The sequence below is a fragment of the Halolactibacillus sp. JCM 19043 genome (genome assembly GCF_001310395.1).
Taxonomy (GTDB): Bacteria; Bacillota; Bacilli; order Bacillales; family Amphibacillaceae; genus Halolactibacillus; species Halolactibacillus miurensis.
In genome coordinates, this window is sequence record NZ_BAXD01000017.1 from 38,541 (window position 1) to 59,597 (window position 21,057).

16 protein-coding genes and 3 pseudogenes are annotated in these 21,057 nt (G+C 40.6%); 16 read left to right on the plus strand and 3 right to left on the minus strand.

Going from position 1 to position 21,057, the window contains the following annotated elements:
• Nucleotides 1–83 precede the first annotated feature (83 nt).
• The 3 genes from JCM19043_RS09455 to JCM19043_RS09460 all read left to right on the plus strand — a co-directional run bounded on the left by JCM19043_RS09455 (nucleotide 84) and on the right by JCM19043_RS09460 (nucleotide 3,112).
• Entirely contained in the window at nucleotides 84–899 is an 816-nt protein-coding gene (locus JCM19043_RS09455) for a flagellin (RefSeq protein ID WP_062322014.1), read from the plus strand.
• A 72-nt stretch (nucleotides 900–971) separates the two neighbouring features.
• Nucleotides 972–1,139, plus strand: coding sequence for a YjfB family protein (locus JCM19043_RS16045; protein ID WP_082394510.1), 168 nt, complete (start codon nucleotides 972–974; stop codon nucleotides 1,137–1,139).
• Between the two features lie 281 nt (nucleotides 1,140–1,420).
• Nucleotides 1,421–3,112: a methyl-accepting chemotaxis protein gene (locus JCM19043_RS09460; protein ID WP_062322016.1), complete on the plus strand. Its 1,692-nt coding sequence runs from the start codon at nucleotides 1,421–1,423 to the stop codon at nucleotides 3,110–3,112.
• A 202-nt stretch (nucleotides 3,113–3,314) separates the two neighbouring features.
• On the opposite strand, the gene JCM19043_RS09465 is transcribed toward JCM19043_RS09460, so the two are convergent.
• Nucleotides 3,315–4,232 (minus strand): diacylglycerol kinase family protein, encoded by a 918-nt coding sequence (locus JCM19043_RS09465; RefSeq protein WP_082394511.1) that lies wholly within the window; start codon nucleotides 4,230–4,232, stop codon nucleotides 3,315–3,317.
• A 294-nt stretch (nucleotides 4,233–4,526) separates the two neighbouring features.
• On the opposite strand from JCM19043_RS09465, the gene JCM19043_RS09470 reads away from it, so the two are divergent.
• From JCM19043_RS09470 to JCM19043_RS09490, 6 genes and pseudogenes are all read left to right on the plus strand, one after another.
• Nucleotides 4,527–4,850 carry a hypothetical protein gene (locus tag JCM19043_RS09470; RefSeq protein WP_062322020.1) on the plus strand — a complete coding sequence of 108 codons (324 nt, stop codon included), beginning with the start codon at nucleotides 4,527–4,529 and terminating at the stop codon, nucleotides 4,848–4,850.
• 292 nt (nucleotides 4,851–5,142) lie between these two features.
• A pseudogene (locus JCM19043_RS09475) lies at nucleotides 5,143–7,783 on the plus strand (cation-translocating P-type ATPase).
• Nucleotides 7,784–8,115: 332 nt separating this feature from the next.
• A complete protein-coding gene (locus JCM19043_RS09480) occupies nucleotides 8,116–9,810 on the plus strand; it encodes a bifunctional diguanylate cyclase/phosphodiesterase (protein ID WP_062322022.1) in 1,695 nt (564 codons plus the stop codon).
• 101 nt (nucleotides 9,811–9,911) lie between these two features.
• A pseudogene (locus tag JCM19043_RS16050) lies at nucleotides 9,912–10,080 on the plus strand (30S ribosomal protein S14); the annotation flags it as partial.
• 492 nt (nucleotides 10,081–10,572) lie between these two features.
• Nucleotides 10,573–11,958 carry an L-cystine transporter gene (locus JCM19043_RS09485; protein WP_062322024.1) on the plus strand — a complete coding sequence of 462 codons (1,386 nt, stop codon included), beginning with the start codon at nucleotides 10,573–10,575 and terminating at the stop codon, nucleotides 11,956–11,958.
• A 506-nt stretch (nucleotides 11,959–12,464) separates the two neighbouring features.
• The gene (locus JCM19043_RS09490) at nucleotides 12,465–13,085 is read left to right on the plus strand and encodes an SGNH/GDSL hydrolase family protein (RefSeq protein ID WP_062322026.1); all 621 of its coding nucleotides are present in this window, start codon (nucleotides 12,465–12,467) and stop codon (nucleotides 13,083–13,085) included.
• Between the two features lie 191 nt (nucleotides 13,086–13,276).
• On the opposite strand, the gene JCM19043_RS16455 is transcribed toward JCM19043_RS09490, so the two are convergent.
• Nucleotides 13,277–13,420, minus strand: a complete 144-nt coding sequence (locus JCM19043_RS16455; RefSeq protein ID WP_143103171.1) for a lmo0937 family membrane protein — start codon at nucleotides 13,418–13,420, stop codon at nucleotides 13,277–13,279.
• A gap of 261 nt (nucleotides 13,421–13,681) precedes the next feature.
• Here JCM19043_RS16455 and queG point away from each other — a divergent pair, with 261 nt between their 5' ends.
• The gene (queG, locus tag JCM19043_RS09495) at nucleotides 13,682–14,851 is read left to right on the plus strand and encodes a tRNA epoxyqueuosine(34) reductase QueG (protein WP_062322028.1); all 1,170 of its coding nucleotides are present in this window, start codon (nucleotides 13,682–13,684) and stop codon (nucleotides 14,849–14,851) included.
• A gap of 71 nt (nucleotides 14,852–14,922) precedes the next feature.
• On the plus strand, nucleotides 14,923–15,402 hold the full coding sequence (locus JCM19043_RS09500; RefSeq protein ID WP_062322030.1) for a tRNA (cytidine(34)-2'-O)-methyltransferase: 480 nt from the start codon (nucleotides 14,923–14,925) through the stop codon (nucleotides 15,400–15,402).
• A gap of 132 nt (nucleotides 15,403–15,534) precedes the next feature.
• Here the strand turns inward: JCM19043_RS09500 and JCM19043_RS09505 are convergent, their stop codons facing one another.
• Nucleotides 15,535–16,116, minus strand: coding sequence for a GbsR/MarR family transcriptional regulator (locus JCM19043_RS09505; protein WP_231631483.1), 582 nt, complete (start codon nucleotides 16,114–16,116; stop codon nucleotides 15,535–15,537).
• Nucleotides 16,117–16,368: 252 nt separating this feature from the next.
• Between JCM19043_RS09505 and JCM19043_RS09510 the strand changes: the two genes are divergently transcribed.
• From JCM19043_RS09510 to JCM19043_RS09530, 5 genes and pseudogenes are all read left to right on the plus strand, one after another.
• Entirely contained in the window at nucleotides 16,369–17,484 is a 1,116-nt protein-coding gene (locus JCM19043_RS09510; RefSeq protein ID WP_062322032.1) for an ABC transporter ATP-binding protein, read from the plus strand.
• A complete protein-coding gene (locus JCM19043_RS09515; protein ID WP_062322034.1) occupies nucleotides 17,481–18,128 on the plus strand; it encodes an ABC transporter permease in 648 nt (215 codons plus the stop codon). The genes JCM19043_RS09510 and JCM19043_RS09515 overlap by 4 nt, the downstream gene beginning before the upstream one ends.
• A gap of 76 nt (nucleotides 18,129–18,204) precedes the next feature.
• Nucleotides 18,205–19,110 (plus strand): glycine betaine ABC transporter substrate-binding protein, encoded by a 906-nt coding sequence (locus tag JCM19043_RS09520; protein WP_062322037.1) that lies wholly within the window; start codon nucleotides 18,205–18,207, stop codon nucleotides 19,108–19,110.
• 18 nt (nucleotides 19,111–19,128) lie between these two features.
• On the plus strand, nucleotides 19,129–19,779 hold the full coding sequence (locus JCM19043_RS09525) for an ABC transporter permease (protein ID WP_062322039.1): 651 nt from the start codon (nucleotides 19,129–19,131) through the stop codon (nucleotides 19,777–19,779).
• 135 nt (nucleotides 19,780–19,914) lie between these two features.
• Nucleotides 19,915–21,044: pseudogene (locus JCM19043_RS09530) on the plus strand (M20 family metallopeptidase).
• The last annotated feature ends 13 nt before the right edge of the window (nucleotides 21,045–21,057 follow it).

Consider the following 21,057-nt stretch of genomic DNA (forward strand, 5'->3'; position numbering starts at 1 on the left):
TCATACATTCTTCTTAATTTTCTATAAGAATAAGTCGATATAATTATTACGGGATGATATTCTATGGAAGGAAGAGGAGCACAATGCAAATCAGAACGAACACAATGGCCTTATTCGTCTATCGCCAAATGGGCTTACATCAGAATCACATGATGACAGCCATGATGCGCCTGTCTTCAGGGAAGCGTATTAATAGCGCTAAAGATGATGCGGCAGGCCTGGCCATTTCTGAACGCATGCGTGCGCAAATTCGCGGATTAAATCAAGCTTCACGTAATGCACAGGACGGCATTTCTCTTATTCAAACAGCTGAAGGTGGCTTGAATGAAAGTCATGCGATTTTACAGAGAATGCGTGAATTAACGGTTCAAGCTGGAAATGATACCTTGACTGATAGCGACCGGTTAAAACTACAGGATGAGTTCGACGAACTCATTGAAGGTTTGAATGATATCGGGAGAGGTACCGAATTTAATACCCAATCATTGTTAGATGGCTCATTTAAAGACAAAAAGCTTCAGGTTGGTGCCAACAGTGGTCAATATATTGAGATTTCAATCAATGATATGACAAGTGAAGGATTAAGTTTAAAAGATTTAAGTCTAGGTAGTCATGAGAAGGCGAATAAGACGTTATCCGTCCTTGATGAAGCAATTGAATCGGTCTCACGTGAACGCTCACGACTTGGTGCGATGGAAAATAGATTGGGTCACACAATTAGTAACTTAGATAACCAAGCTTTTAACTTAACCAATGCCGAATCGCGTATTCGTGATGCTGATATGGCAAAAGAAATGATGATGTTTGTGAAACATAATGTTTTAAATCAAGCAGCCCAGATGGTGCTGGCGATGAGTATGCAGCAGCCACAAAGTATCTTACAACTCTTAAATAGTTAGTAAAAGTATGGTAAAATAAAAAGTAGAGATATCTAGTGATGAAAGGAGCGATGCTTTATCGATATTGCTAAAATGTCTATCTTAATGTCCCAACAACAAGTGAAAAGTGAGATGTCCATTCAATTGATGTCAAAAACAATGGAAATGGCTGAATCAAACTCTGACTCGTTGACAGAGATGTTAGAAACAGCGACAGTCCCACATCCTGACCTAGGGCACCAAATTGATCTTAAAGCCTAACGATAAGCACTTTATCTCATACTCTTGAGGTAAAGTGCTTTATTTGTGAACGTTTATTATGCACACTAAATGGACTGGGATGAGCGCGGTTTGGCTATTTATGAGTAAGGCGTCTGTTGGGAATTGTGACAAGGTCCTTAAAAAATTACGCTAGTTGTTGGACAACTACTTTATTTTTAGCGTAAACAGTCGATATAATGATTAAAGTGTTTATTCTTGTTAGTTTATGAGGGGCAAAGAAGATGTAAGGGGTATACATCAAACGAAGGAGTGGATGGTAGTTGAAAAAACGTGGGTTAAAAAGTTTAAAGGCGAAAATTCTCATCGGTTTTCTAATCGTCGTAGGGTTAAGTGTGTTACTGAGTGGCTTTATGATTGTCATGATGCGACTAAGTAATATGGAAACAGAAAATATGATAGAAAAAGAGTTACCGATTTTAGTGATTGATGAACAATTGGCACTTAATATGCAAGAACGAACAAGCTTACTGAATTCGTACTTACTTTATGATGACGAAGTATACAGAGAAACATTTGAGTCTGGTTTAGAAGAAGCGATTGCTTTAGAAGAAGAAGCACTAGCACTCAGTGACTCAGAAGAATTAGAACGATTAATAAACTTAAAAATTGAATGGGGTGCACGTACCGACCAAGTACTATCGATGGTCGATGCCGGTAACGTCCCACAAGCGCGGATGTATCTACAAAACCAAGTTCAACCCATCTCGACAGAACTTGTGAATGGTTTTAAAGCACTTGCTCAAGAGCGGGAAGAAGTGATTGAATCAATGGGGGCTGACGTGATCTCGATGGGTGATGTTATGATTATGTCTTCAGGTGCGGCGCTTCTTGTGATTATTGTGTTAGCCTTTGTGATGGCCTTTGTGATGGCTGGAAACATTACTAAACCAATTAAAAAGGTGACGGAACGGATGCGAGCTCTAAGTGAAGGTAAATTAAATCATGAGCTATTTGAGACGCAATTACGTGATGAATCCGGTCAATTAATGGAAGCGACCAATGAATTGAATCTTCAGATGAATGTCTTAATAAACCAACTACAAGATGTCTCATCAACTGTTGGTCGCCATAGTGATGAGTTATCACAATCTGCGGTTGAAGTTAGTAACGGGGCAGATCAAATTGCGATTACGATGGGTGAACTAGCGGATGGCTCAGAATCACAAGCCACGCATGCATCAGAACTATCAGAAGGCATGCATGTGTTAAATACCGAAATGACAAAAGCACTCGGTCAAGGGCAAGCAGCACATAGTGAAACAGCTGATGTTTTAGCTCTAACGAAAGAAGGCCAGTCGTTAATGAAAGCATCTGTTGAAGCGATGAAAAATATTGACCGGGTCATTAAAGGTTCGGTGACACGTGTAGAAGAACTAAATACTAACGCCCAAAGCATCTCTAAGATGGTCAGTGTCATTGAAGACATTGCTGAACAAACAAACCTCTTAGCTTTAAATGCGTCAATTGAAGCCGCACGTGCCGGTGAACATGGTAAAGGCTTTAGTGTTGTGGCTAATGAAGTACGTAAACTCGCTGAACAAGTCGCCACGTCAGTCAAAGATATTACCGGTACCGTTGATACGATCCAAACATCATCCATTCAAGTCAATAATGATTTAAAAGATGGTTACGGTGTCGTGACCTCAGGTACAGAAAAAATTAATCAAACAAACGCAACTTTCAATAAAATCAATACCGCAGTGAATAGTACTGCTTCAAGTATTGATCAGATTGTGACGTCACTCAACCAAGTTTCTACTGAAACGACCCGTCTTCTTAGTGCGGTAGAAGAAGTCGCGTCAATTTCAGAAGAATCAGCAGCCGGTGTGGAAGAGACAAGTGCCTCAGTAGAAGAGATGAATGGCTCGATGCAAACCATCGCCGACGGTGCGAAAGACTTAACTGGTCTTGTGGATAACTTAAAACAAATCGTCGACCGTTTTGAAGTGTAACAACTTTAATCTGTTAGTTTGATACTTACAGAGATAAAAACGAGAACGACTCGTATTGATACGTGCACGTTCACATCTTTTTAACAACAAACATGCGCCTGTCCCCTTATTTTTGGGGCAGGCGGATGTTTTTCTTTTTCTTTATTTATTTCTCTCTTCTTTTCTTTTCTGGCTAGACCTTTTGATGCTTTGTCTTTCACGATTACTTTTGGAATAGAGAGGTATCACCCGTAATCATGGTTATGTGTTGCGGGAGAATAGTAATGTTGACAGGTGTTGTGCCTCCGTCTTCCCCGTCACAATCAATCTGTTGGGGAGGAGTGGTGGTGATATCAATGTCTGTGGCCCGGAAATACTCAATCCCTTCTAACTGTTTAGGATCTGTTGTGATATTGGCTTTAATAATTTCAAATAGAGACCGCGCCGAGACATTTTTAATGATCAAGAGGTCAAAGGCTCCGTCACTCATATCCGCTTGGTTGAAAAACGCCCGTACACCGCCGGTGTACTGACCATTTCCGACCATCACCATAATCGCATCACCTTCATAGTGACGTGTGTCACTCTTAACTGAAACAGAGAACGGTTCAGGCGCATTTAATGACTGTAAGCTACTCAAGTAATAACTAAACCGTCCAAGCGTTGCCTTTGTTCCTGATTCACTGACCGCTTGTTTTGTTTCTGTGACAAGTCCAATACCAAAGAAATTAAGGAAGTAGCGATCGTTAAACTGACCGATATCAATCTGTTTTGTCTGTTGTTTGACAATCATCTCTGCTGCTTTTACTGGATTCATCGGCATATTGAGTGTTCTGGCAAAGTCATTCGCTGTCCCACCAGGAATAATCGCAAAAATCGGTGGCTTGGGACAGTTAATCACGTGCTGTAAGACGTGGTGGACCGTCCCATCACCGCCGTAAGCAATGACGATGTGATTATCTTGAAAGGCTGAGTTAATGTCTTGATTAGTCGTGTTCGCCAAATTTAATTCTGTGACTGAAAAGTGAGTACGTTCAAGTGTTGAAACAATATCATTGAGTCTGTCACGGTCGACTTGACCGGCGTCTTCATGAAAACATAAAGTAATCTGTAAGTCAGACATAGCTTTTCCTTCTTTCATTTAGATGTCAAGTGTATTTTTAACTTGTTTTTTAAAAAATGTTTTTAAAAATGATCGCTAGAGATAGAGTGCTCTTTTAAAGATTTTCCCATTTGAAGAGAATTTAAACCTTTTCGTTGATCAACCATCGAGAGATAAGTCTTGTTATTCATATAGGATAGTGCCTAAAGTCATCGAAAATGTCAATCGATAGGGTGCATATATTCGGATTTTCACCTTTCTTGTATAAATATCATGAAAATTATAGTAGAATTGTTGATGAGATGAAGAATAAAACGAATGCGAGGTGTCAATATGTATCCATATGAGTTTGATGAGATTAGAGCGGTTATTGATAAGACAGACACAATGCACGGGTTAGTAGCGGAAATGGAGTGTCGTGAGATGACAGAAGAGGAGTGGTTGACACAATTTCATCAAGCAGCCGTGATGTATGTGGAGATTCAATACGCGTTGTTATCGCTTGATATTAATGTGGAAGGTGATTTAGAGCCTTACTTTACGGATGCGATCGAACGGTATAAAGATGGGGAAATGACGGTTTTTCAGTTATTTATTGAAATGCGCACCTTTAAAGAAGCGATTGAACGTAAATTATTGCCTTATGTCTGTCATTAATCGTTGTGTTACGTTTTGTAAACTCTTAGTTAAACCGTGCGGTTTAACTTGACGAACGATGAAACTACAGGTAAAATTAAGCTAACTAAAGGGGAGTAGCTCTAACAATAATGTCGTCATTACGAGATCTTTATCTCCGGCATTACTGGCAACATCCGTTGTAGGCAAGACCTTTACCAATATAACACTATGGGTGTTTGTTGGTAAGGGTCTTTCTTATGTTTACAAAGCCACCTTTACGTAAATATTATAAAGAGCTTACGAACGAATACCTAAAGAAGGAGTGAGAGGGATGTCTTATTATCAAAAGACAGAAGAAGAGACGTTAAATGACTTACAAGCTAGTATGGATGGTCTTTCAAAGCAAGAAGTCAGCTCACGTCAAGAACGTGACGGGTATAATGAACTCGAACAAGAACAAAAAGCATCCACATGGAAATTATTTTTAGATGCCTTTAAAGATGCGATGGTGATTGTGTTACTGATCGCCGCCGGTGTACAAATGCTTCTCGGGGAGTATGTCGAGACGATTGTTATTATGATTGTTCTTATTATGAATGCGGTCATTAGTGTGGTCCAAACAAAGAAAGCAGAAAGCTCACTGGATGCTCTAAGAGAAATGTCAGCACCCAATGCCAAGGTTTTACGTCATGGTGAAAAACAAACGATTCCCGCACGAGAACTTGTTAAGGGTGATATCGTTTATCTAGAAGCAGGGGACTATATCCCCGCAGACGGACGTTTACTTGAATCTGGTTCACTACAAGTCAATGAAGGTATGTTGACGGGTGAATCACAAGTGGTTACGAAAGACGTGGCGGTGATTGAAGAGGAAGTGGCACTCGGTGACAGGTGAACTTAGTCTTTTCAAGTTCACTTGTGACCAATGGCCGGGCAACCTTTGTTGTGACAGAAACCGGTAAAACGACGGAGATCGGTAAGATTGCGAATCTATTAAATACAGCCGAACAAAAACAAACACCACTTCAGCGTAAGCTCGATGCGTTTAGTCGTAAACTTGGGTTTTGGATTTTAATTCTTTCCGGTGTGATTTTCTTAGTCCAAGCACTAAGAATTTGGTTAGGTGACGGACCGGTGGATGTAACGACAGAACTCCTCAATGCACTTATGTTTGCGGTAGCAGTGGCGGTTGCGGCCATTCCGGAAGCCCTACAGTCGATCGTGACGATTGTGTTATCTGTTGGAACAAATAAGATGGCGAAACAACATGCGATTATTCGTAAGTTACCGGCGGTTGAAACACTCGGTTCAACGCGCGTGATCTGTACGGATAAAACAGGAACACTCACTCAAAACAAAATGACCGTCATGAATCACTTTACGTTCTCTGAGGGTGACGAGACATCACTTGATGAGCTAAGTGACGATGAACGTTTACTGATTGATACAGCTGTCTTATGTAATGACTCTTACATTGATTCAAAAGGACAAGAAGTTGGGGACCCAACCGAGGTTGCTTTAATCAATTATGCCAATAAAGCGGGTGAAGATTACTTAGCTTTACGTGAGCGATATGAACGGATCAGTGAAGTGCCATTTGATTCTGATCGTAAACTGATGTCCACTTTAAACGATTATGAAGGGTCACGCCTCTTATTTATTAAAGGTGGACCGGATGTCATGTTTAAGCGGGCAACGAAAATCTTAGAAAATGGTGAAGTAAAACCATTAACAGATGAACGAAAGATGCGTTTGAATGAACAAAACGAAGCGTATTCTCGTCAAGCCTTGCGCGTGCTGGCATTTGGTTTTAAAGAAATGCCCGAAGGTACCGCGGAGATTACCGTTGAAGATGAAGAAGACTTTGTCTTAATTGGACTTCTCGCGATGATTGACCCACCTCGTGAAGCTGTATACGCAGCAATCGAACAGACAAAACATGCAGGTATTAAAACCGTTATGATTACCGGTGACCATAAAACAACCGCAGAAGCGATCGCAAGAGAGATCGGTATCTTTGATGACGATGACTTGGCACTCACCGGGACAGAACTTGATCATTTAACGGATGCTGAGCTAGAAGAAAAACTCGAACACATTCGTGTTTATGCTCGTGTGTCACCAGAAAACAAAATCCGCATCGTGAAAGCATGGCAGAAAAAAGGTAACATTAGTGCGATGACCGGTGATGGTGTCAATGATGCCCCAGCACTAAAACAAGCAGATATTGGTGTGGCGATGGGTAGTGGGACTGACGTCAGTAAAGATGCCGCTGCGATGATTTTAACCGATGATAACTTTGTGTCGATCGTGAACGCGGTGAAAGTCGGTCGGACGGTCTTTGACAATATTAAAAAAGCGATTGCGTATTTATTTAGTGGTAACTTAGGGGCGATTATTGCGATTCTCTTCGCTGTTATTGCTGGTTTCCCTAATCCATTTACTGCGCTACAGCTGTTGTTTATTAACTTAGTCAATGACTCTTTACCAGCGATTGCTTTAGGTATGGAGAAATCAGAACCTGATGTCATGGACCGTGAACCACGTTCGATTGATGAAGGCATCTTTGCGGTGATACTTTACGGTCTGTCATGACACGTGGGTCCTTTATCGGGATTGCGGTTATTATTTCTCACTTAATTGGTCTTCAAACCTCACCAGAGATTGGTGTGGCAATGGCCTTTACGACCTTGATTCTTTCACGGACCTTACAGACATTTGCGGCCCGCTCAAATAAACAGACGATCTTTGGTGTCGGTTTATTCACAAATAAATACGTTCTAGGTGCGGTTGCGTTATGTTTCGGTCTTTATCTCATCACGGTTATTCCTGGACTACGTTCCATCTTTGCGATTCCAAGTAGCTTTGGTCTGACTGATTGGAGCATTGCGGCAGGACTAGCGGTATTAGCTGTTGTGATGATGGAAATTGTTAAAGTGGCGTATCACCGTTTCTTGAGTAAAGATAAATAGAAAAGTGCGTCTTTAACCACTAACAAATACAACAGATATTTAAGCAGAGTCAAGGTTTTATTATCTTGGCTCTTTGCTTTTGTTGTTTTGTCTATTTTTTATCCGTGCCGCCTTTTTTGTATTATTCGGATATATAATATTTGGTGTTGGTCAACGGATACATCCCGTTTTTCAGGGTGGTTTTCTGTTGAATCTTGTAGAGAAATAGCGAAAAAAGTTAGACTAGCATAAAGAGCAAAATTATTTAGTAAACGTTTACGTTTTAGATGCATAGGCTATAGAGATAGTGTTATAATCAAATCAAATTGTCTAAGGGAATTAGGTGACGCGAAATGGAATTGATGAGTCAAGCAATCATTGATGCAATGGAAGACATGGTGTTTGTCATGCGTGTGAGTGAAGATGGCGAACGCTTTTTTTATGAACGAGTCAATCAGACAGTCAAGCGGATCTTACGATTTACTGATGATATGATTGGTCAAACCCTTACGGATGTGAACCCGCCGACAAAAGCAACGATCTTACAAAACCAATACCGTAAAGTGGTTGAACAAAAACAAGCGTTACGTTATCAAGATGATTATCATATTTCAACCGGACAGCGCGTGACAGAGTCACTCTTGACACCTGTCATTAACAATGGACGGGTAACGCATATTGTTTCCGTCTCACATGACTTGACGAAACAGAAACTGATAGAAGATCAAATGTATATTAGTCAACGTCGTTTAGAACTTTCCCGGGAACGTTATAAATCACTGTTTAAAGAGAATACGGATCCCATTGCGTATACAAACAATTCTGGACGGGTGATCAAAAAGAACCATGCCTTTACACGATTAATTGAGACGATTCACCATGAGTATCAGCCGAAGGATATTTTTGATGTATTTCAACACTCGTCGAAAAAGTTTAAAGCATGCTTTTATGACACGATTGAAGGTGAGCCTGGATCGATTGAGATTCAACTGAATACGAGAGACGAGGTAGGAATGGAGCTACAAGTGAAGTTCATTCCGATGCAGTTGGACGGGGCTGTCCAAGGTATTTACGTTGTGGTTAAAGACTTAACGACAGAAAGCTTCGCAAGAAGCGCCCTTCTTGAAAGTGAACAACGTTTTCGGTTGATTGCCGAACATACATCAGATCTTATACAAGTACTCAATGCCAAACATCAAATGGTCTATCTATCTCCCTCCCATGAAAAACTGTTAGGCTATGAAACAAATCAGTTGCTTAATCAGCCGATACAAGCGATTCTTTCAGATAAATCTATCGTTCAGATGCGAGGGGTCTTTCATACAATGTTGATGGAACACCAATCGATTAAAAAAGAGGGGAAAATTATCGATGCGTTTGGTGATGAGCATTGGTTTGAGTTACAATTAGAACCCATTTTCGATGGGAATACTCACATTCAAACGATTGTTGTGGCACGAGATATTAAAGAACGGAAAAAATATGAACGTGAACTGAAACAAATGGCTTATCAAGATCCACTTACCGGTTTAGCGAATCGACGGTTGTTTCAAATTCGTCTGGAACAAGTGGTCAGTTTATATGAGCGTCACCACATACCGTTTGCGGTCTTAATGTTAGACTTAGATGACTTTAAAGGTATCAATGATCAATATGGTCATGAAGTAGGGGACCAAGTTATTGTTGAAGTAGGCCAACGTCTCACAATGGAATTACGCGAGATGGATACTGTCGCAAGGTTAGGTGGGGATGAATTTATCGTTCTTTTACCTGAAGTTCAAGACGTAACGAACTTAACGCGAATTGTTGACCGCTTAGAGACGCGTTTTAGAGATCCACATATTGTGAACGAGAATGAACTATATGTCGGTATTAGCGTCGGTGTCGTGATGCCTGGTCAATCAGATTGCCAGCTGAATAATATTCTCTCACATGCGGATGAAGCCCTTTATCAAGCAAAGCGAGACGGTAAAAATCAGAGCGTATTTAAATCAGTCCGCCAATTAACAAGACAAGGGCCATCAGGTCCTGAAGGCGTTGAGGAATAGTAGACGTGACAATTTAATGTATAACAGGAAAGAACAAAACGAACAGTCCCACTAGGATTGTTCGTTTCTTCATGGGATGTTTATCTACATTTTTTATTGCGAGAGGTGACTATCGAGCATTACAGAAGTTACCGGGTGACAGCTCGCGGACACGACTGAACAACCGTTGTCAGGTCGACGGACGTCCGCGTGGCTATAGGCGTAAGTTTGGACTGTCGCGAATTAGCCTTACGTGGTCAAATTCCTGGTGTCACGAAATCAAGCTTTTAATATACAAACAAAGTATTAGCACTCTTTTGATGTCAAATGCCTTGTTTTTCGTATTCTTTTTTCTTTTTCTGTTTCTCTTACCTTCTTTTCATCGCCTACCTAGCGCTCATGCGCTTGAGGAGGGTGTCTTTTTGCTCTAAATGATAAAGCTTTAAATGGATGAAGGTCAACAAATGACGATCCCATGAGAAAAAGTGAATGTAAAAGCTCGAAGGTAAAATTCATTGTCAAAATTTGTTGACAATTTCCGAGTTTCACTATAGTATAAATTTTGTATTTAAATTTGACTAAATTGGTCGGATTAATATGTCGAGCAGAGGAGGCAGTTATTGTTTCAAGTAAATAAGTCTCAAGGCTGAAATGATTTTAAATGGATATTGGCAGACGTATTTTTAAAAGGGAGTAACAATCCATAGACATCAGACGCATGCTCGACAGGATATCGGTTCTTTTAGTTACATTGATACAAAATACTTATTTGGAGGTATGAATATGAACACACTGTATACATTACTTATTTTATCTGTCGCTGTTGCCATCATTTTCGGTCTTTATGTTATGCAGAAAAAACACATGAGCTTTACGAAGAGAGTTCTTACCGCATTGGTAGCTGGAATACTTTTTGGTAGTGTACTTCAGCTGCTCCTTGGTTCTGAATCAGAATTAATCGCGTCGTCCAATACGTGGATCAGCATCATTGGTTCTGGTTATGTCAGACTTCTTAATATGATTGTCATCCCACTTGTATTTGTCGCGATTTCCACCTCTATTGTTAATCAGGATGCCAATTCGTTGAGAAAGAGCGCTCTTTCCATCATTATCGTCCTGATGTTTACTACAGCTATTTCAGCTGGTCTAGGTGCAGGTATTTCTACCATCTTCGGACTTGATTCCAGTGAAATTCTGGCTGGTGAGGCTGAAGCCGCCCGAGGTCAAGCTCTGGAAGATACCTTAAATGATTTCCAAACAAAACCTATCCCTGAACAGATCACAGAAATCATTCCTCGTAATGTGTTTTATGCGATGAGTGGTCAAGGTTCTTCTGCCACACTGTCTGTTGTATTTTTTGCCGCTTTTTTAGGTATTGCGACAATAGGGCTTAGACGCAAGAAACCTGATAGCGCTGAAGCCTTCACCAAATTTCTGAACATGCTTCATGATGTCGTTATGCGAATGGTTACATTAGTGCTAAGATTCACACCGTATGGTGTATTTGCCCTACTGTCCAGGTTTGTCTCTACTTCAAATTTATCGGAAATTTCAAGACTGTTTGAATTTGTTGCAGCATCCTATCTTGCCATTATTATCATGTTTATCATCCATCTCATCATCCTTGTTGTTTACAAATTAAACCCAGTAAAATATCTGAAGAAAGCAAGTGTCCCACTTTCTTTCGCCTTCTCATCAAGATCAAGTGCTGGTACATTACCACTGAACGTTGAAACTCAGATAGAAAAACTCGGTGTGTCAAATGGTGTTGCCAATCTGTCAGCTTCCCTTGGTACGAGCATCGGTCAGAACGGCTGTGCAGGGATTTATCCAGGTATGCTCGCAGTAATGATTGCGGTTGGTACAGGTGTTCCTATGGATGCCTCCTTCTTCATTAAACTCATTATCATTACAGCCATCAGTTCCTTTGGTATTGCGGGTGTTGGTGGAGGTGCGACATTCGCAGCACTTACGGTTTTATCCTCCATGGGATTGCCTGTAGGATTAGTTGGACTTCTTATTGCCATAGAGCCACTGATCGATATGGCGAGAACAGCACTGAATGTATCTGGTTCCATGATAGCAGGTCTTGTAACCGCAAGAAGGCTCGGAGAAATAGATATGGCGATCTACAACAAAGAATTCAAAGAAATAGAAGAAACCGTATAAATAATGATTCTCCTCATTCATTAATAATGGATGAGGATTTTTTTCGGGTAAGCCTGGCTTGAGTAGTAACTTGGTGGTGAAAGGCAACGGTAGACTTAGTAATAAGGACTGTATGCGTTTCTTCCGTGAGGAAGAATCTGAAGGAAACAGCAGCTAATTGCTTATGCTGAGGAACAGAAACGTCAGACGAAAGCTTAGGTGGAATGGATAAACTGTCATGACATGACTCATATGAAAAAGTTTATCCAAGTGGGGACTTAAGCGTTTAAATCTTCGATTTAGTGAGTCTACTCATGTCGTCTGGTTCATTCGTTGTTTGTTGATTTCATAGCTGGGCTTGGCCAGCGTTTAGCTATTTGTCTATTGCGTTAGTTATTTAGTATACGCTAGCATGGTGGTGTTACTTAAGTTATTAACTATAAAATAACTTTATTTAACTAATGAACATAGTGTATAATGTAAGCGTAAGGCATGATTAACTATGAATAGAGGAAGGTTGTTAGGAAATGAAAAAGGAACGGATGATTTTTATTGGTGATAGTATTACGGAGTGGGGTAAGGCGGATGACACGTTAGAGATTGGTGATAACTACGTCCGCATGATTCGTGACCACTATGCGACGTGTGAAGGACACTTACCTGAGATAATTAATAAAGGTATTGGCGGGAACCGCATCACGGACTTAAAAGAACGCTGGGAGGAAGATGTTATTCGTTTAAATCCTGATGTGTTATCGATCTCGATTGGGATTAATGACGTGTGGCGTCAGTTAGATTGTCCTAATATGGAACAAGTAACTCCTGAAATATTTGAAGCGTTATACCATGAACTGATTAAAGACACACAGGCAAAAACAAAAGCAAAGATTATTCTCATGGAACCGACCGTGATTGAAGAAAATCGTCACTCAAAAGGAAATACCCTACTGAAACCGTATGTCGAGATTGTCCAACGGATGAGTGAGACGTATCAGTTACCCCTTGTTAAAACACATGAAGCGTTCTTAAACTATATTGATCAGTCACTTGACTTACCGTTAACAATTGATGGTGTGCATACGACATCTACAGGTGATACATTGATGGCAAAAACATGGATTAAAGCGATCTTAAAAGATAAGCAGTAAGATTTAGATGAAAATAGACAAGTAAATATCGAAGACAAGAAGCTGTCACGAATTGTTGTGACAGCTTCTTGTCCATTTTATATTCATTCATATCCCGAGTGTCGGGTATAAGTATAACTTTCGGTGTTGCTTTCTTTTCTAGCATGGTTGATATCTTTTGTTTTATCTTTTTCTAGTAAGTATAAACACGGTTACCGTTTTCTTCCGGTAATCATATTGTAGATAAAGACGATTAATGCGACAACAAGTAAGATATGAACAAGTCCACCTGCCACGTCAAGCACAAACCCAACAAGCCAAATAAGTAGTAAAATACCAATAATAGTCCATAACATCATTTCTCACCTCTCTTTTATATCGTGTATTGTTGTTTTAGACTGATACTTTAACTTACCCGTCTAAAAAGGAAATAAACAATATTTCCAACAAATAGGAAAAAAGAATTAGGGGTTGCGGTCTGTTGAAAACGGTGCTATAATACAAGTTATCACTTTAGCTAACGCAGTATTTCGTTTTTAAAAACGAAGTGTTGCGTTTTATTTATGCCTTTTTTCGATTAGTTCAATAGTAATATGAAAGAATGTGTGGGATGTAAAATGGCTTATAACACGTTAAAACAAGACATTATAGATTATGCTGAAAAGATTGGGATTGATAAGATTGGTTTTGGCTCTGTTGATCCGTTCACTCAGATGAAAGCGCGATTAAAAGCCCAACAAGAAAAAAACTATCAGTCAGGGTTTGAAAAAGGAACGATTGAAGAAAGAACGGAACCGGCGATGCATTTAACTGGAGCCGAATCGATTATATCGATTGCGTTAGCTTATCCGTCTAGATTGACAGACCGACCAGCAAATAAACGCGGGGCAAGACGCGGGAATGTCTGCCGGGCCAGTTGGGGCGTGGATTATCATGTCGTATTAAATGAGAAGTTAAACAGGCTTCATGCTTTTTTAGAAAACCGTGTCCCGGGGTTTCGGTCAAAAATTATGGTCGATACCGGGGAATTACCCGACCGTGCGGTCGCAGAACGTGCCGGCATTGGTTTTAGTGGTAAGAACTGTTCGATCATTACTCCTGAGTTTGGTTCTTATGTTTATTTAGGTGAAATGATTACCAATATTCCTTTAGAACCGGATGAGATGTTAGAAGACGGTTGTGGGGATTGTACGAAATGTATCGACGCTTGTCCAACCGGGGCACTCGTTGGTCCAGGTCAGTTAAATACAACTAACTGTATTGCTTTTCTAACGCAGACAAAAGATTATTTACCTGATGAATTTCGCTCGGTCCTTGGTAATCAACTGTATGGCTTTGATACGTGTCAGCTTGTCTGTCCGTATAATAAGGGCGTGGACTTTCATCTTCACGAGGCGTTTGAACCAAAACCAGACCTTGCCAAACCAGAACTGTTGCCACTTCTCACGATCTCTAACCGAGAATTTAAAGAGACGTTTGGTGAAATGGCCGGTTCATGGCGTGGGAAAAAACCACTTCAACGGAATGCTATTTTAGCACTTGGTCATTACCGAGAAGTCTCAAGCATCGAGACGTTAGCGACATTGATGCGAAAAGATCCGCGTCCTGTCATTAGAGGAACCGCGGCCTTTGCGATTGGTAAGATTGGCCGGGAAGATAGTTATGAGCTTATTCGTGAGGCGATGATAAAAGAAGAGGATGCGACGGTAATGAAAGAGATGGAAAAAGGTCTGGAATTTGAAGCGATTTACGCAGATAATGGTAAACTAAAAGCACGGACAGAATAAAGTCAGTTTGTGTCTGAGATAATGAAAAGATTAGAAATAAATCGTTTAGTAAGATGAAGAGGTGAAGAAAGATGGGACTCCATATTGTTTTGTTTGAACCTGAAATACCCGCAAATACGGGTAACATTGCCCGGACGTGTCTGGCATGTAATGCGACACTCCATTTGATCCATCCGTTAGGGTTTTCAACTGATGATAAAATGTTGAAACGCTCAGGGCTTGATTATTGGTATGACGTGAACGTTCAGTATCATGATTCGATTTTTGACTTATATGATAAGCACCCAGACGGGGACTATTATTATATTGAGAACTTTGGCACAAAGTATTATACCGATGTTGATTTTAGTGATGCATCAAAAGAATGGTTCTTAGTATTTGGTAAAGAAACAACTGGCATACCAAAGGATTTACTTGTCGGTAAAGAAGACAAGTGCTTGCGGATTCATATGGCCAAAAATGACCGGGTCCGTTCGCTTAACTTATCGAATACCGCCGCTATTATCGCTTATGACGTGTTGCGTCAACAACAGTTTCCTGGCATGCATTAAATCAGCAGGCAAGTTAAGAGAAAAGGTCATATTAAATCAGGATGACGATCATAAGTCATACGGAAGATAATAAAAGAGGTTACTTATTTCGTCCTATGTCTAAGGGTGATCAAAAGAAAAAGGCTTACCGTTTTAGTTCTTAAAACGGTAAGCCTTTTTATCTTCATCTAGCGGGTCTTTCGGGACATACTTAAAGATGTCTTGTGAGTCAAACAACTCAACGATGCGTTCAATCCATTCAAAGTAACGGATCGATGCTTTTGAGTCTTCCATTAAGTTCTCTGCTTCAGCTTTAATTTCCGGTGTGGCTTCTTCGTCTTCGTAAATCTCCATCAGTTCTTCCATAATCTTTTGTTCAATCTTTTTATTGCGAATCGTCACCTCACGCCAGTTAGCCGTAAATAAGGTAATGAACGTTTGGTAATAATCTTCTTCGACAGTGTAGTGGTCTTTACGCGACCCCTTCACAAACTCTTTTTCAGCAATATTGTAACTCGTCATTTCTCTCAGTACTTGGCTCATGCGGGTTTTACTCATGCCGGTATGTTCGGCAAGTTCATCAAGGTCGAGCGCGCGCCCGGCATAATAGATGGCCGCAATGACCCGACCAATGGTCGCAGGATAACCGTAAGACTTCATATTTTCAGCAATTTGTTCACTGACGCGATGCTTCACGTGTTCTAACTGATCGTCTAAGCTCATTTTTTTATTCATTTTATCACTCTTTTTGTCAAATATTTGTTTGACTTTAACATTATCATAGTCAGATGTGAATGAAAAGAGCGAACTTTGGTAGGATTATAGAGGAATCCGGCGGAATTTTAAGATAGAACAGTTTATACAATCTATACACTAAATTGTATAAAGTTTGTACAATTTAAAGTGTATATCGGATTTTGCATTTGTCTTGCTCTTCTGTAAACTTATGATAGTAATCAAAACGAACGACGAAAGAAGGGAATGCTCTTGATTCAATTAAAAAACGTAAACAAGGTCTATGAGGATGGCTTCCATGCCTTAAAGAATATTAACCTCACATTTGAAGAAGGCAAACTTAATGTCTTAATTGGACCAAGTGGTTGTGGTAAAACAACAACAATGAAATTACTCAATCGCTTAATTGACTATACCGATGGCGAATTAACGATTGATGGTAAGTTAATATCAGACATTAATCCCATTGAGCTGAGACGTCAAATGGGTTATGTCATTCAAAGTATTGGTTTATTTCCACATATGACGATTTATGATAACGTCGCAACCGTCCCGAAATTATTAAAATGGGATAAACAAAAGATTAGCCAAAAAGTAGAGGAACTATTAAAGATGGTTGATTTAGACCCAGATACTTATCGTGAGCGCTACCCACATGAGTTGAGTGGGGGACAACAACAACGGATCGGTGTGATTCGTGCCCTTGCGGCGGAACCGAAAATTATTTTGATGGATGAGCCATTTAGTGCGCTTGACCCGATTAGCCGGGAACAACTTCAAGATGAACTTGTTCGCTTGCAGAAGGAAATCAATAAAACAATCATCTTCGTGACACATGATATGGATGAAGCGATTAAGATTGCGGATCAAATCATTTTAATGCGTGATGGGGAAGTTGTTCAAAAAGGCTCACCTCATGAATTATTGACCAATCCTATTAATCAATTTGTGGAAGACTTTATTGGAGAAGACCGCTTAAGACAAGCGCGTGGTCTACCACCGATGACAGCCTTTGTCGATGAAGATTATCCGAGTGTCAAAGTGACTGAGTCACTAGACGCGGCGATTAATGTCATGGTAGAAAAGAAAAAAGATCAAATGCCGATTGTCGATGCAGATGATAAATATTTAGGTATTCTCTCGCTATATGATGCGGTGAAAAATCGCGACAGTGAGATTAAAAATCTTGTCGATGAAACAGTCATTGCTTACCGTGAATCGGCGGAAGTTGAAAAGTTTGTCGCAAGTAAAGAAACCATCGCACCGATTGTTCGCGAAGATATGAGCTTTATCGGGGTGTTAGATCAAGATCAACTATTAGAAGTGCTTCATGAACAAGTGGATCAAAAAAGTGGTGTCATGTCATGAACTTAATTCAAGAGTATATTGAGTTTTGGGAAATTCGTTACGAGAATATTTTCGAGTATTTACTTGAACATTTATCCATCGCCTTTGTCTCCATTATCTTTGCGATTGTTTTGACCGTTCCACTGGCCATTGGGATGACAAAGATGAAAAATGAACGACTGAAGCAGGCGATCTTTAATGTTGCGAACTTCTTCCAAACGATTCCAACGATTGCCTTATTCGCCTTACTTATTCCGATTTTCGGGATTGGTTTTACACCCGCAGTCGTGGCTTTATTCTTATATGCGCTACTTCCGCTCTTACGTAACACGTATGCCGGGGTGGAGTCGATTGATCAAGGTATTGTCGAAGCTGCTAAAGGGATGGGCTATTCAACGGTTCAACGCTTGGCGAAAGTGGAGTTACCGATTGCGGTGCCTTATATTATGTCAGGGATTCGGATTACAACCGTCTATATTATTAGTTGGACGACACTGGCAACCGTTATTGGTGCGGGTGGATTAGGTGACTTGGTCATGGCTGGTATTGGTTCAAATAATACGTACATGATTTTTACTGGCACAGCACTGGCAATTATTTTAGCGTTAACGGTTGATTTGATTTTTGGTTTGATTGAAAAACGTTTATCTGTTTCACGTGGTTAAGTGAGCGTGAACGTAAAAATAAGGATAGCCTTCATCGATTATGATGAAGAAATATAATATAAAGGGGTAAATACTTATGAAGAAAAAACTATTACTAGCTTTACTTGCAAGTGCGATGTTGCTGTTAGCGGCATGCGGGGGAGAACAATCAGCTGATGGGGGCGAAGTGTTTGAATTTGGCGCCCAGTCTTATACCGATCCAAAGATTGCCGCTCAAATAGTGAAGATTTTAGTTGAAGAAAACACCGATCATGAAGTGACTATCACAGAAGATATTCAAGCAAGTCCACAAATTTTAGCGTCAATCGACCGTGAGGAATTTGACTTTGCGATGTTATATTCAGGTGAGGTATACAACAATCACTTTGATGATGTTGAGTATTCAACCAATTCAGAACAAACAATTGAAAATGCGCAAAACTTATTCGGTGAAGAATATGATATCACGTGGTTTGATTCAATCGGCTTTAAGAATGAATATGCGATTGCGATCCAAGGTCAACTACAAGATAGTGAAGGGATTGAAACGATTTCTGATTTAGAACCACTTGCAGGTGACTTACGTTTAGGAACAGACACCTCATGGGTTGAGCGAGATAACGATGGTTACCGCGGATTCCAAGACGCCTATGGTTTTGAATTTGGTGACGTACGTGCAATGGAAGTGTCACTCATGTATGAAGGAATTAAAAATGATGAATTAGATGTTGTCACAGCTTATACCGTTGACCCACAAATTGCGGAATATGATTTACGTATTTTAGAAGATGATGCGGAATTCTTCCCACCATACGATGCCTCACTTGTGGCACGTAATGAGGTATTAGACAACTATCCAGAAGTGAAAGAAATTTTTGATAATCTTGTTGATACCGTATCAACAGAACAAATGTCACAACTGATTTTAGAAGTTGACTTAAACGGTCGTTCGACAGAAGAAGTGGCACGTGAATTCTTAGAAAACGAAGGATTACTAAACTAATCATAATGGGGTTATATGATGGAATTTATCACTGAATTACTTCAGTATATGTCAGATAATAGCGCAGAACTCATCGCCTTAACTGTTGAGCATATTGTGATGGTTTTACAAGCGATGGGACTTGCTTTACTCGTTGGGGTACCACTTGGTATCCTAGCAGCTAAAGTAGAAAGGTTAGCACCGGTGATTTTATCACTCGTCAACATCTTACAATTGATTCCGAGTTTAGCGATGTTGGCGATTCTACTTATTTATTTCGGTCTAGGTAACGAGACCGTTGTGATTGGGTTGTTCTTCTACTCGTTACTCCCGATTGTACGTAACACGTATGTAGGAATTAAAGAAGTAGACCCAGGTGTATCAGAAGCAGGTATAGGGATTGGTATGACACCCTTCCAATTACTTGCGAAAGTGCAGTTTCCGCTGTCGATTCCATTCCTTATGGCCGGCCTACGCGTGGCCTTTGTCATTGCCGTTGCGGTCGCAACGATTGCCCCGTATATCGGTGGTGGTGGTCTCGGTAAAGAGATTGTCGGTGGGATTAATGGACAAAATGATATTCGCCTGATCGCAGGGGCAGTACCGGCGGCACTACTCGCGCTAATGGCTGACTTTATACTCGGCATTGTAGAAAAGACGACGAAACGTCGTTTCCGCAGTGTTTCATAATTTATACAAGAACTAAAAAGGTGTCGTTTACGCGACACTTTTTTCGTAGAACACAATGCATTATAAAGATGGGGTGAACCAATGACAAAGCTACAGACAAACGTTTATGACATACTTACCAATCTCGAACAAGAGATGATTGACTTAAGACGCCATTTCCACCAATATCCAGAACTTTCATTTGAGGAAGTAAACACACCGAAAACCATTGCAGCCTTTCATAAAACGCTCGGTTTAGACGTCAAAGCACACGTCGGTGAACGAGGTGTTGTCGCGACGCTTAAAGGCGCACATCCTGGTCCGACCATCGCGATTCGCGCGGACTTTGATGCGTTGCCAATCAAAGAGGAAACAAACCTTCCGTATCAGTCAACGGTTGAGGGGGTCATGCATGCGTGTGGGCATGATGCCCACACCGCAATTGCGATGACGGTCGCAAAAGCACTGGTGTCTGTCAAGGATGACTTACACGGCACCGTCGTATTTATCCACCAACACGCAGAAGAACAAGACCCAGGCGGGGCGAAAGCATGATTGAAGACGGCGCGATTAAAGACGTGGATCAGATTTTTTGTCTTCATATGGAAAACTATTTACCAGTCGGAACGATTGGTGAAACCGATGGACCAATTTTAGGGGCGAGTGATGACTTCTTTATTACCATCGAAGGAAAAGGGGGACACGCGGCTTTACCGCATGACACCGTTGATGCGTTAAGTATTGGCGCACAAATCGTTACCCAACTGAATCAATTAACGTCACGTAAAGTCGATCCGATGAAACAAGCCGTACTAACGGTCGGTAGCTTTCATTCAGGGGACAAAGCGAATGTGATCGCAGAAAAAGCATATATTGAAGGCACGGTACGTACGTTTGATAAAACGATTCGTCAAGAGATGAGCGAATGGGTCAAACAAGTGACCGACTTTACCGCCAGAGCCCACGGAGCGAAAGCAACGATCGATTATCAATTTGGCTACCCAGCAACCATCAATGATAAGAAAACGAATCAGTTAATGGTCGGTGTAGCTAAAGATATTATTGGTGAACAAAACGTGATCCATTTGGAACCGAATATGGGGGCCGAAGACTTTAGTTATTTTGCCGAACAAATTCCAGCGACTTATTTCTTTTTAGGTTCAGCTAATGAAGAAAAAGGATGCGTGTATCCTTATCATCATCCGAAATTTATGATTGATGAAGATAGCTTGTTGATTGGGGCAAAAGTATTAGCGGGAAGTGTCCTTACGGCTTTAAATAAGTAAAACAGAAAAATAT